This is a genomic window from Pleomorphomonas sp. PLEO (assembly GCF_041320595.1).
Classification (GTDB): domain Bacteria; phylum Pseudomonadota; class Alphaproteobacteria; order Rhizobiales; family Pleomorphomonadaceae; genus Pleomorphomonas.
Genome location: NZ_CP166625.1, coordinates 4,055,377 through 4,067,481, shown reverse-complemented (window position 1 = coordinate 4,067,481; position 12,105 = coordinate 4,055,377). Strand labels below are relative to the sequence as shown.

At 62.8% G+C, this 12,105-nt stretch carries 10 protein-coding genes; all 10 read left to right on the top strand.

All coding sequences use genetic code 11. The features are described from left to right. The first annotated feature begins 28 nt into the window (after positions 1–28). The 10 genes from moaD to AB6N07_RS18775 all read left to right on the top strand — a co-directional run bounded on the left by moaD (position 29) and on the right by AB6N07_RS18775 (position 12,049). A complete protein-coding gene (gene moaD / locus AB6N07_RS18820; protein WP_370674598.1) occupies positions 29–301 on the top strand; it encodes a molybdopterin converting factor subunit 1 in 273 nt (90 codons plus the stop codon). Positions 302–762: 461 nt separating this feature from the next. After that, complete coding sequence (locus tag AB6N07_RS18815; RefSeq protein ID WP_370674597.1) at positions 763–1,611, top strand: XdhC family protein; 849 nt, start codon at positions 763–765, stop codon at positions 1,609–1,611. 41 nt (positions 1,612–1,652) lie between these two features. Beyond that, positions 1,653–4,412, top strand: coding sequence for a molybdopterin-dependent aldehyde oxidoreductase (locus AB6N07_RS18810; RefSeq protein ID WP_370674596.1), 2,760 nt, complete (start codon positions 1,653–1,655; stop codon positions 4,410–4,412). Positions 4,413–4,522: 110 nt separating this feature from the next. Further along, positions 4,523–6,856 (top strand): pyridine nucleotide-disulfide oxidoreductase/dicluster-binding protein, encoded by a 2,334-nt coding sequence (locus tag AB6N07_RS18805; RefSeq protein ID WP_370674595.1) that lies wholly within the window; start codon positions 4,523–4,525, stop codon positions 6,854–6,856. After that, positions 6,853–7,059, top strand: coding sequence for a DVU_1557 family redox protein (locus AB6N07_RS18800; RefSeq protein WP_370674594.1), 207 nt, complete (start codon positions 6,853–6,855; stop codon positions 7,057–7,059). Before AB6N07_RS18805 ends, AB6N07_RS18800 begins: the two co-directional genes overlap by 4 nt. Continuing rightward, positions 7,059–7,739: a DVU_1556 family methyltransferase gene (gene trsM / locus AB6N07_RS18795; protein ID WP_370674593.1), complete on the top strand. Its 681-nt coding sequence runs from the start codon at positions 7,059–7,061 to the stop codon at positions 7,737–7,739. Before AB6N07_RS18800 ends, trsM begins: the two co-directional genes overlap by 1 nt. Then, on the top strand, positions 7,736–8,191 hold the full coding sequence (locus AB6N07_RS18790; protein WP_370674592.1) for a DVU_1555 family C-GCAxxG-C-C protein: 456 nt from the start codon (positions 7,736–7,738) through the stop codon (positions 8,189–8,191). The genes trsM and AB6N07_RS18790 overlap by 4 nt, the downstream gene beginning before the upstream one ends. Continuing rightward, positions 8,188–9,348 carry a DVU_1551 family NTP transferase gene (locus tag AB6N07_RS18785; protein ID WP_370674591.1) on the top strand — a complete coding sequence of 387 codons (1,161 nt, stop codon included), beginning with the start codon at positions 8,188–8,190 and terminating at the stop codon, positions 9,346–9,348. Before AB6N07_RS18790 ends, AB6N07_RS18785 begins: the two co-directional genes overlap by 4 nt. A gap of 2 nt (positions 9,349–9,350) precedes the next feature. After that, the gene (gene trsS / locus AB6N07_RS18780; protein ID WP_370674590.1) at positions 9,351–10,745 is read left to right on the top strand and encodes a radical SAM (seleno)protein TrsS; all 1,395 of its coding nucleotides are present in this window, start codon (positions 9,351–9,353) and stop codon (positions 10,743–10,745) included. Further along, on the top strand, positions 10,742–12,049 hold the full coding sequence (locus tag AB6N07_RS18775; protein ID WP_370674589.1) for a DVU_1553 family AMP-dependent CoA ligase: 1,308 nt from the start codon (positions 10,742–10,744) through the stop codon (positions 12,047–12,049). The genes trsS and AB6N07_RS18775 overlap by 4 nt, the downstream gene beginning before the upstream one ends. Positions 12,050–12,105 lie beyond the last annotated feature (56 nt).

Here is a 12,105-nt window from a genome sequence, read left to right as displayed (position 1 = left end):
TCGGCATTGCCGGAAGTCGGAGGAACCGATGGAAACGCAGCGCCGAGAGGTCCGCGTCGTCTATTTCGCCTGGGTGCGCGAGCGCATCGGTCTCTCCGACGAGCATCTGAATCTGCCTGACAACGTCCGGACAGCCGGTGAGTTGATCGCCTGGCTGTCCGGATGTGGCGACAACTATGCCTATGCGCTGGAGTCGCCATCGACCATCCGTGTCGCCGTCGACCAGTTGCATATCGAGCAGCACGAAGCACTCGGAGACGCGCGGGAAATTGCTCTCTTTCCGCCCATGACCGGGGGCTGAGGCTCATCTCCTGACGCACTTACGATGAGAGCGTGACGGCCCCCAATCATACTGTCCCACCTAAGCGGCCGCCTTGAACAAGGCGAGCCGCTTTTTCATATCAGCCGCGTACCCGTCATCCACGACCTTTCGAAGAGGCAAACAAGGTTTGTCGCCTATCCCATGCGTGATCATACGCATGTCGCTTCCTAATTGGGCGCTGGTGCCAGTAAGTCCCGGATTTCTGGCATTTTCGTTCGGTTCATATCGTTTGAACCGCCCAAAATCGTCGTGCAGGTGACAGCGATTTTAGGACCACGAGTCCTGTACCGGACAGATTTTCCCCTCGCATCGGCAGAGTCTCCTCAACATGGACAGGCCGCCACTCGCCGCTACCCCGAGGAGGAAAATCGGGTTTGGCAGGGGAGCAGGAGAGGGCGGCCGGTCGAGATTACAGCGTCTGCAGGCCGCCGGAGGACAGCATGGATATCTACAAGGAACTCATCCGGGAGCGCGATGCCGGTCGCCGCGCCGCGCTGGTTTCCATTGTTACCCAATCGGGGTCTACGCCGTCGGCGACGGCCGCCAAGATGCTGGTACGAGCCGACGGCACGATCGCCGGTACGGTCGGTGGCGGAGCCGCCGAGGGCAGGGCGATCATGATCGCCCGCGAGGTCATCGCATCAGGCCTGTCGCAGATGCTGGCCATCGATCTTCACAAGAATCCGACGCTCGATCTCGGCATGATCTGCGGCGGTAAACTGCAGTTTTACATCGAGGCAATCATGCCCAACCGGACCGTCTATATTTTCGGCGGCGGTCATGTCGGCCTGATGACGGAAACGATCTGCCGGACGCTGGGTTTCGAAACGGTGGTTGTCGACGATCGTGTCGAGTTCGCAAATGCCGAGCGCTTTCCTGCCGCCAACAGCACCCATGGCGGACCACTCGCCGAGACCACCACGCATCTGTCGCCCAACGCCTCGTCGCTGGTGTTCATCGCCATGCGCGGCCATGCCCTCGATCAGGAGGCGCTTGCCTGGGCGCTTGGCACGCCGGCTGGTTACATCGGCATGATCGGTTCGAAGCGCAAGGTGCTCACTGTCTACAAGAATCTCGTTGCCGCCGGCTTTGCCCCGGAAGCGTTTGGACGCGTCCACGCTCCCGTCGGTCTCGAGATCGGGGCCGAAGGGCCCGAGGAAATCGCGGTCTGCGTGACCGCCGAAATGATCGCCCACATCCGAGGTGTCGACAAGGCATGCCCGCTGACGCGGACCATGGACTGGTGTGGGGCTGTAGAGGAGGCGGCGCCTTTCGCTGCCGCCAGCTGAGTGCGGACGTCGGAACAGACAAGACGGCCTAGGAGGAAGACATGAAACGCATTTCTCTAAATGTGAACGGCGTCGAACGCTGGGTCGTTGCCGACCCAAAGCGTTCGCTCGCCGACGTGCTGCGCGAGCAGATGATGCTTACCGGCTGTAAGGTTTGCTGCGCTGACGGCCAGTGCGGTTCCTGCACGGTGCTGATCGACAGCAAGCCCATCCGTGCCTGCGTGACGCCGATGGAGAAGCTTGCTGCCGGCTCGAAGATCGTCACCATCGAAGGCATCGGAACCCCGGAGAATCTTCATCCGCTGCAGGTCGCCTGGATGGCCCACGGCAGCGCCCAGTGCGGCATCTGCTCACCCGGCTTCATCATGTCGGCCAAGGCGTTGCTGGACAAGAACCTCAACCCGACCCGCGAGGAAGTCCGCGCCTGGTTCCACCGCAACCGCAATCTCTGCCGCTGCACCGGCTACAAGCCGCTGATCGACTCGGTGATGGACGCCGCTGCCATCATGCGCGGTGAGAAGACCATTTACGACGTCATGCCGAAGGCCAAGGAAGACGGCTCCATTCTCGGCACCGAGTACATCCGTCCGTCGGCCGTCGCCAAGGTCACGGGTACGTGGGACTTCGGAGCCGACGTTGCGCTCAAGATGCCGGCCGGCACGTTGCGCCTCGCGCTTGTCCAGGCCGAGGTCAGCCATGCCCTCATCAAGGGCATCGATACGGCGGAAGCCGAGAAGATGGTCGGCGTCGAGCGGATCATCACCTGGAAGGACGTGGGTGGCAAGAACGCCATCACCGGCCTCATCACCTTCCCGACCAACAAGGGTGACGGTTGGGATCGTCCGATCCTGTGCAAGGAGAAGATCTTCCAGTTCGGCGATGCCATTGCCATCGTTGCCGCCGACACTGAAGAACACGCCCGCGCCGCCGCCAAGAAGGTCAAGGTCGACCTCGAAGTGCTGCCGGCCTATATGTCCGGTTTCGCGGCTCTCGCGCCCGACGCCATGGAAATCCACCCCGGCGTTCCCAATGCCTATTACGAGCAGGGCGTCGTCAAGGGTGCCGACACCAAGCCGCTGATGGCCAGCGCCGCCGCGGTCGTCGACATCACCACCTACTGCTCGCGCCAGCCGCATCTGCATCTGGAGCCTGACTGTGGCGAAGCCTTCGTCGACGATGACGGCGTGCTGACGATCCTGTCCAAGTCGATCGGCGTGCATCTGCATCACGCCATGATCTGCCCCGGCCTCGGCATTCCTCCCGAGAAGCTGCGGCTGATCCAGAACCCCACCGGCGGCACCTTCGGCTACAAGTTCTCGCCGACCATGGAAGCCCTGCTCGGCGTCGCCGCTCTCGTCACCAAGAAGCCGGTGTCGCTGGTCTACGACCAGTTCCAGAACATCACCTATACCGGTAAGCGCAGCCCGGCCAACATCAACATCCGCCTGGCCTGCGACAAGAACGGCAAGCTCACCGCCATGGAAACCGACTGGTGGCTCGATCACGGCCCCTATTCGGAATTCGGCGATCTGGTGACCCTGCGTCAGGCCCAGTTCACCGGCGCCGGCTACCATCTTGAAAACATCCGCGGCAAGGGCAAGACGGTTGCGACCAACCACGCCTGGGGCTCGGCTTTCCGTGGCTATGGCTCGCCGCAGGCCTTCTTGGCCGGCGAAATCGCCATGGACATGCTGGCCGAGAAGATGGGCGAGGATCCGCTCGAGTTCCGCTACAAGAATCTCTACAACGAGACGTCGACAACACCGACCGGCCAGAAGCCCGAGGTGCTGGTTCTCAAGCAGCTGTTCGACATGATCCGGCCGAAATACCTGGAAGCCAAGCAGCGGGCTGCCAAATTGTCGACGCCCGAGACCAAGCGCGGCGTCGGCATTTCCCTCGGCATCTACGGCTGCGGTCTCGACGGTCCCGACAGCTCGGAAGCTCGTGTCGAGATGACGCCGTCCGGCTTCATCGTCCATTCCGGTTGGGAAGACCACGGCCAGGGTGCCGATCTTTCCGCCCAGACCATGGCGCATGAGGTGTTGCGTGTGGCCGGCGTCAAGCCCGAGCAAATCGGACTTGTCATGGCCGATACCTTCGGGCCGAACGGCGGGCCTGCCGGTGGTAGCCGCTCCAACGTCTTCTGCGGCAATGCCATCCGCGTCTCGGCCGAGATGATGCTCAAGGCCATGACGAAGGCCGATGGCAGCTACCGGACCTACAAGGAGATGGTGGCCGAGAACATTCCGCTCGCCTACGACGGCAAGTGGGTGGCGGCGGCCTGCACCGACTGTTCGCCGGACACCGGCCAGGGAAATCCCTTCCCGATCTACATGTACGAAGTGTTCATGCCGGAAGTCGAAGTCGACGTGGAGACCGGCAAGGCGTCCGTGGTCAAGCTGACGACGGCCATCGACGTCGGAACCATCATCAACAAGGCCACTGTCGATGGTCAGGTTTATGGCGGTCTTGCTCAGGGTCTTGGTCTTGCCCTGACCGAGGACTTCGAGGATCTGGAGCTGCACACCACGCTCAAGGATTGCGGCATTCCCTATCCGAAGGATGTGCCGGACGATATCGAGATCCTCTATCTCGAAACCGCCCGCCCGCTTGGTCCCTTTGGTGCGGCAGGTGTCGGCGAAGCGCCGCTGACTGCTCTTCATCCGGCGATCCTCAATGCCATCTACAACGCCTGCGGCGTGCGGATATTCCGTATTCCCGCTCTGCCAGAGGCGATTAAGATGGGGCTTGAGGCGCAGGCAGGAGCGGCCGCGGCCAAAAAGGATCTCCAGCACCACTGAGGTGACATAAACGGGGAGCTTTCCCGCCCACTCCCCGAAATGCGGGCGGCCCGTCCTCTCCCGGGCCGCCCGTACCCAATTCGGGTCAATGACAACGTATCGAGACCATCATGGATGGCGATCAAATCAAGGCATGGGAAGCGCTCTGCATCGAGGAACAGCCACCGGCATGCGCCGCTGCCTGTCCACTTCGCGTCGATGCGCGCGGTATGGCCGAGAAGATGGCCGCCGGCGATTTCACCGCCGCCATGGCACTTTATAGTCGCGTTGTTCCCTTTCCGGCGATCATCGCTCATATCTGTGAACACCCGTGCGAGGCTGTCTGCCGCCGGACGGAGGCAGGCGGAGCCGTCCGCTTGGGCGCTCTCGAACGAGCGCTCGTCGAAGATGCCTATCCGACAATTCGCCGCACGGCCCAGCGGGCGCGCAAGCCCAAGACGATCGCCATCATCGGTGCCGGCCTCGCCGGCCTCACGGCGGCTTTCGACCTCGTCATGAAAGGCCATGCCGTCACCGTTTTCGAAGCCGAGGCACGTCCGCTCGAGCGACTGCGTCACGACATTGATGAAGCAACGCTACCGCCCTCGGCGATCGACGCCGACCTCGGCGCGCTCACCTCGCTCGGCGTCGATGTCCGGTGTCGGCAAAGGGTGACCGGTGGCGCCGGTTCGCCTGCGCTCGACGAGCTCATTGCCGGTCACGATGCCGTTCTTCTGGCGATCGGTCCCGGCCCGGCCAGCCAATTTGCCGGAACGCTCGGTCTTACCTCCGCCAATCGGCTCGATCTTGATGCGCTGACGCTGGCGACGTCGCGGCCAGGTGTTTTCGGCAGCTGCCTCCACACTGGCGATGTCGAAACCTATTCAGCCATCCTCTCGGTCCGCGATGGCCGACGGGCCGCCGTCTCCATCGATCGCTTCCTGCAGGGCGCCTCGCTGACGGCGAGCCGCGCCGACGACAATGCCACTGGCACGTGTCTTTACGTCAACACGGCCAGCCATGCTGTCGTGGCGCCCGTTCAACCATCCGACCCCGTAGCTGGATACAATCGCGCCGAGGCGATGAGCGAAGCGGCGCGCTGCTTTCCTTGTCATTGCCTCGAATGCGTCAAGGCGTGCGCCTATCTTGCCCACTACAAGACCTATCCCAAGCGGGCGGTGCGCGAGATCTACAACAACGACTCGATCATCATGGGCAATCGCAAGTCCAACCGGATGATCGATAGTTGCGCCCTGTGCGGACTTTGCGAGACGCTCTGCCCGAACGATCTCGCCATGGGCGATGTCTGCCTGGACGCACGGCAGAGCATGGTCGAACGCGATCACATGCCTGCCTCCCATCATGATTTCGCGCTGCGCGACATGGCTTTCAGTCGTTCCGACGAGGTCGCCTTCGTTCGCCATCAGCCGGGACATGACCGGAGCGCCGTGCTGTTCTTTCCCGGTTGCCAGTTGCCGGCCTCAGCGCCAGGGCAGGTCGAGGCGGTCTATCGCCACCTCTCGGAGCATCTGCCGGGTGGCGTCGGCTTCATGATGGATTGCTGTGGCGCTCCAGCCCACTGGTCGGGGCGCAAGGCGCTGCACAGGGAGGTGCTCGATCACCTTCACGCCGTCTGGGAAGAGCAGGGGAGGCCGCGCATCGTCACGGCCTGCTCGACTTGCCTCAAGCAGATCGACGAGTTCCTGCCGGACATACCGGTTTCGTCGCTCTGGACGGAGCTTGTGACGATCGGCCTGCCAGACGTCGCGGCACCGAGATCCGTCACCAAGCCGCTCGCCATCCACGATCCCTGCACTAGTCGACATGCCCATGATGTTCAGGCGGCGGTGCGTTCGATCGCCGCGTCCTTGGGAGCGGAAGTTCGAGAGCTGACGGGCGCCGAGAAGACCACCTGTTGTGGCTATGGCGGGCTGGTCTCCTTCGCCAATCCCGAGGTCGGAAACGCCTTCGTCGACCGGCGGATCGAGGAGAGCGAAGACGACTACCTCGCCTATTGCGCCATGTGCCGCGACAACTTTGCCCGGCGGGGCAAACGCGCCCTTCATCTCATTGACCTGATCTTCCCCGACGCCGACGATCCCGCGGCTCGCCCCGACCCAGGCTTTTCGGGACGGCGCGACAATCGACTACGACTGAGCCGGCGCATGCGGCGTGACCTCTGGGGAGAAAGTATGAGCGATCCCGCTTCATCCGTCACTCTCATCATCGTTGATGCCGTCCGGGCCGACATTGAGCGCAAGCTGTTGCTGGTCGACGATATCGCCGAGGTGATCGCAGAGGCGCAGCGGACTGGCAGTCAGTTCAAGGACCGGGTCAGCGGCCATTTTACCGCCTCTGGTCGCATCGGTACGGTCACCACCTGGGTCGAATATGAACCAACCGAAGCTGGCTTCATCGTTCATCGCGCCTATGGTCACCGCATGCAGGTCGAGGTGAAACCATGACCGGTACATCCGCCGATATTCCCGATCTGGTCTGTGCCCGCTGCGACAAGCCTTTGGAAATGCGGAAGGTAGAGGCGAGCTATCTTGGCCAGACATTCCCGGTCGAGCTTCCGTGCTGCCCCTCCTGTGGTTTTGTCTATGTCTCCGAGGAGCTTGCGTACGGCAGGATGCTCAAGGTCGAACAGGCTCTGGAAGACAAGTGATGGCGAAGTCCTCCCCGCTCCCCGGTCTGTTTGGTAGCGGTTGCGTCGAGGACGCCACCGGCGAACGGCTGCGGCCAGGCGACGGGGCGATCGTCAGGGAACTGTTCGAACGGTCTGGCCTGCGTCTCGGTGAGTTGGTGCTGGATGTCGGATGTGGCGCAGGTGAAAGCCTAGCTTGGCTTGAAAAACACGGCTTCATCGGCATCGGCGTGGACCGCGACGCAAGAACGCTGGCGATCGCTGCCTCGCGGGTCGTCTCGGCGCTGTTTCATGGCGATGGCGCGCGCCTGCCATTTGCCGATGCCTGCTTTGACGCGGTCCTCTCCGAATGCAGCCTGTCGCTGATGCCAGATCGTCGTGCGGCGCTCGTCGAATGGGCCCGGGTGCTGAGGCCGGGCGGGCGTTTGCTACTCGCCGATGTCGACTGGCCGTGCCGTGATGGGCGAGACGAGCTTGGCGAGGACATTTTGGCGGCCGGCTTTGCCATTCTTCGCGATGAAGACAGATCGGACGTGCTGGCTGGCTTTGTCGCACGCTTCATCTTTCACTACGGTTCGCTCGACGCGTTGTGGGGCGATTGTGCCTGCGCCGGGCAAACGGCCGGTCGGCCACGCTATCGGCTGATCGTTGCTGCGCGATCCGCCGAGCCGACGCCATCGAAAGGGAGCGCAAACCCATGAGCGAGGAGTCCTTCCGCGTTGCCGAGTTGCTGCTCGACGACTTCAAATGCAGCCACATCCTGATGCGGCTCGCCCTGGAGGCGCAGGGGCGCGACGATCCGGACTTGGTCCGGGCCATGTCCGGCCTCTCCCTCGGGATGGGACAGGGTTTCAATTGTGGCGCTCTATCCGCTGGCTGCTGCGTCATCGGCTATTATGCCGGACGTGGCGGCGATGGTGAAACCGAACACCCTGAGCTGGGGGGCATGCTCGACGACTTCGCCGGCTGGTTCAGCGCCGCTGCGACTGGCCAATACGGCGGCATCAATTGTTCCGACATCATGAAGTTCGACGAGTCCCTGAAGCGGCAACGTTGCCCGGCGTTGATCATCGCCACGTGGGACAAGATCAAGGAAACGCTCGCCGATCACGGCGTCGATATCACGGCTATTCCACCGGAGGAGAAGCCGTGAGTGATCCGGTCGAGGCGCCGCCGCCGAGCATTGCCGTGGTGATATTGGCGGCGGGCTGGTCGTCCCGCATGGCGGCGTTCAAGCCGCTGTTGCCCTTTGGCGATGACACCGTGCTCGGGCACGTGATCGCGACCATCACCGAGGCCGCCATCGGCAAGGCCTACGTCGTCGTCGGCAATGAGGCGGCCCGCATGGTTCCGGTCGTCGAGGCCCACGGCGCGGTGGCGGTGTTCAACGCGGCCTTCGCCGAGGGCATGATGTCCAGCATCAAGGCCGGGATCGCCGCGCTGCCCGAGACGGTCGAGGGCGCGATGATCCTACCGGTCGACATACCGCTCGTCAGGGCAGGCACTCTGGCGCAGATCGCAAGAAGCGTCGGGGAAGGGGAGGCCTTCGTTCTTCGCCCGACTTTTCGCGGACAGTCCGGTCACCCGCCTTTCATTCGTCGGCAGCTCTTCGCCGAAATCCTCGCGGCGCCGGCCGAGGTAACGCTGCGCGACATTCTTGAGCGGCACCAACGGCACGCCCAGTCCATCCCTGTCATTGACAGCGGCGTGCTGCGCGACATGGACTATTCCGACGACTACCGCCGTCTCACAGCGCTATTGCCGCATCGTCGCTATCCTGACGCGGCGGAGTGCGAAGCGATGCAAGATGCCATAGGGGCACCGGAGCCGACCCGCCGCCATTGCGCCGCCGTCGCTCGGCTGGCTCTGGAGATAGCCGAACGCCTGATCGCCAAGGGTCTATCGATCAATGCCGATGCCGTGCGGGCCGGTGCGCTGCTTCACGACATAGCCAAGGGCGAGCCTGATCACGCGGTCGCGGGGGGGCGGTATGTCGCGGCATTCGGCTTTGCCCATGTCGCCCAGATTGTCGCGACCCACATGGAAATGACTTTTGAGCCGGGCCAGCCGATCGACGAACGGCACTTGGTGTTTCTCGCCGACAAGCTGATCAAGGGTGAGCGACGCGTCGATCTCGAAGAACGCTTTGCGCCGGCCTTGGCCGCCTTTGCCGGGGATCCCGCCGCATTGGCCGGTGCGCAACGTCGACGCGCCGCCGTCGCAGCCGTCCTTTCCGCCGTCGAGGCGGTGGTCGGACCGCTCGGTCACATACCGGTGGCCGGTAGTCCCGCAGTACCGGTGGGAGGCTGACGATGACCGGCCCCGTTCGCCTGTCCCTTGGGCGTACCCTTAGCGTCTGTCCGGAGTGCCTCAAGACCATTCCGGCCGAGCGTTTCGCCGTCGGAGACACGGTTTATCTCGACAAGACCTGTCCCGAGCACGGTCACGTTGCTACGCCGGTATGGAGGGGGCTTCGCAGCTACGAGATCTGGTCTCGCAGTCCTCGCGCCACATCTCTGCCGGTCAGCGTCAAAACGGACATCGCCGAAGGCTGTCCCAGGGATTGCGGGCTCTGCGCCGATCATCGCCAGCAAGGATGCTGCGTGCTGATCGAGGTGACGTCGCGTTGCGATCTGATCTGCCCGGTCTGCTTCGCCTCTGCTGGTCGGCATGGCGTCGACATGCCGATCGACGAAATCGGCGTTGCCCTCGACGAGCTGAGGTCAAGTAGTGGGCAGGTGCATATCCAGCTGTCGGGCGGTGAACCCACGGTTCGCGATGATCTGCCTGAGATCGTCGCCTTGGTGCGGGGCAAAGGGTTCGATTTTGTCCAGCTCAACACCAACGGTCTCAGGATCGGCCGCGAGCCCGATTATCTCGCGGCTCTCGTCGATGCCGGTCTCGATTGCGTCTTCCTGCAGTTCGATGGTGTCAGCGATGCCGTCTATCGGCGGCTGCGTGGCCGCAACCTGTTGGCGGCAAAGCGCCTCGCCATCGCCAGCGCGCGTGCCGCGGGTATCGGCGTCGTGCTGGTGCCGACGTTGGTTCCCGGTGTCAATACGAGCGAAATCGGTGCCATCGTCGATTTCGCCAAGAACGAGATGCCGACGGTTCGGGCCGTCCATTTCCAGCCGGTATCGTATTTCGGGCGCAATCTCGGGGCTCCGAGCGACGAGAACCGCATAACCCTGCCGGAGGTGATGCAGGCGCTGATCGATCATGCTGGCGGCGCCATCAGGCTCGAGGACTTTCGTCCCGGTTCGGCGGAAAATCCCTTCTGCTCCTTCAGCGGTCGCTTCGCTGTCGATCGTTCAGGTCGATTCCGGTCCGATCCGGAATCCGGGGCCGGTTGTTGTGGTCCCGATGTCGAGAGTGCAACGAGCGAAGCGGATTGTTGCGACGTTTCGACGCGGCGCTCACCGACTGTTTCGCGCGCCCAGCGTTATGTCGCGGGCCAATGGACGAAGGCGCCCCAGGGGGCAACGCCGGTTACCGGCCTTGAGGCTTTCGATGTGTTTTTAGAGCAGCGGAGCCAGCGCCTGTCACTGTCCGGAATGGCCTTCCAGGACGCCTGGACGCTCGACCTCGATCGCCTTCGCCAGTGCCATATCCACGTGGCGAAGTCGGACGGCCGCGTTATCCCGTTCTGCGCCTATAATCTGACCGACCTCAAGGGGCGGTCGCTCTACCGCGAGCCGTCGACATGAATGGGTTTGGAACACTCGACGCTTGGGTGGGGCGGACGATTGGCCTTGAACACCTGCCGAGCCGTGCCGATATCGACGCCTATCAGCTTCGTTGCCTCAACGAGACGATCGCCTATGCGCGCTCCCAAAGCCCCTTCTACCGGCTGCGAACCACTTGGCCGGAGCGGCACGATCTTGTCAAACTCAGCGACATAGCCCGGTTGCCTTTGACGACGGCCGACGACCTTGTGCGCAATGATCCGTCCCTGATCGCCTTACCCATGCGCGACGCGGTGCGTCTGGTGACCATTCCGACGTCCGGCACCTCGGGCAGGCAGAAGCGCCTGTTCTTTACAGAAGCCGATATCGAGGCCACCGTTGCCTATTTCGAGCATGGCATGGCAACCATTGTTCGGCCTGGCAGCTGTGTGGCGGTGGCTTTTCCCGCCCAGCGGCCGGACAGCGTCGGCGATCTGCTGATGCGAGGCTTGACCCGGCTTGGCGCTTTTCCCGTGGCTTTGCCCGTCGATAGTTCGCTGGATGTGCTGGTGAGCGCGTTGCGCGAACTGCAGCCGGCCGCGATCGCCGGGATGCCCGTGACGCTCGGTGCCGCCGCCCGTCGGATGGAGACCGATGGTGGCGGGCAGCTCCGGATCGAGACGGCGCTGGTCAGCGCCGATAGCGTTTCGCCGAGCTTCAAGGCAGCGCTGGCCGTCCTTTGGGGAACCGAAGTTTTCGAACATTGGGGCATGACGGAGACAGGGTATGGCGGCGCGCTTTCCTGTGAGGCGCATGACGGTTTGCATATCCGGGAAACCGACCTTTATCTCGAGATTGTCGACGCCAATACCGCCGAGGTGTTGCCGGCCGGTCGGCAAGGCGAGATCGTCGTCACGTCTTTGCGGCGTCGCGGCTTGCCTCTCATCCGCTATCGCACCGGCGACAGTGGGTGCATCGCAGAAACCCCATGTCGTTGTGGATCGGTACTCCGCCGGGTGCGCCTCGGTGGGCGGATTGGCGAGCCGATCAGCTTCGGAGAGGGCGCGCGCTTTCCCGCTGATCTCATCGATGATGCAATCTTCGCGGTTGATGGCGTCGTTGATTTCTCGGTCGAACTGAGAACGGGTCGGCAAGCGTGTCTTGCGATCCATGTCATGGCGGAACCACGGACAATCGAGGATGTTCGGTCCGCACTTGTTCACCACCAGATTGTCGGCCCCTGGTTGCAGTCGGAAAAAGTTAACATTGCTGTTGAGTTAGCGTCTGGGTCAACTTTGTCTCTCTGTCGTAAACGGAAAGTGATGGTGACCCATGGGGAGGAATAAGTGACTGTAATAAAAAAACAAACAGGACCGCTATATAGTATCAGGTTATATCGACT

What these genes read in the sequence shown, in the direction of transcription:
- moaD (WP_370674598.1), top strand. Translation starts at nt 29, where the DNA reads ATGGAAACGCAGCGCCGAGAGGTCCGCGTCGTCTATTTCGCCTGGGTG.
- AB6N07_RS18815 (WP_370674597.1), top strand. Translation starts at nt 763, where the DNA reads ATGGATATCTACAAGGAACTCATCCGGGAGCGCGATGCCGGTCGCCGC.
- AB6N07_RS18810 (WP_370674596.1), top strand. Translation starts at nt 1,653, where the DNA reads ATGAAACGCATTTCTCTAAATGTGAACGGCGTCGAACGCTGGGTCGTT.
- AB6N07_RS18805 (WP_370674595.1), top strand. Translation starts at nt 4,523, where the DNA reads ATGGATGGCGATCAAATCAAGGCATGGGAAGCGCTCTGCATCGAGGAA.
- AB6N07_RS18800 (WP_370674594.1), top strand. Translation starts at nt 6,853, where the DNA reads ATGACCGGTACATCCGCCGATATTCCCGATCTGGTCTGTGCCCGCTGC.
- trsM (WP_370674593.1), top strand. Translation starts at nt 7,059, where the DNA reads ATGGCGAAGTCCTCCCCGCTCCCCGGTCTGTTTGGTAGCGGTTGCGTC.
- AB6N07_RS18790 (WP_370674592.1), top strand. Translation starts at nt 7,736, where the DNA reads ATGAGCGAGGAGTCCTTCCGCGTTGCCGAGTTGCTGCTCGACGACTTC.
- trsS (WP_370674590.1), top strand. Translation starts at nt 9,351, where the DNA reads ATGACCGGCCCCGTTCGCCTGTCCCTTGGGCGTACCCTTAGCGTCTGT.
- AB6N07_RS18775 (WP_370674589.1), top strand. Translation starts at nt 10,742, where the DNA reads ATGAATGGGTTTGGAACACTCGACGCTTGGGTGGGGCGGACGATTGGC.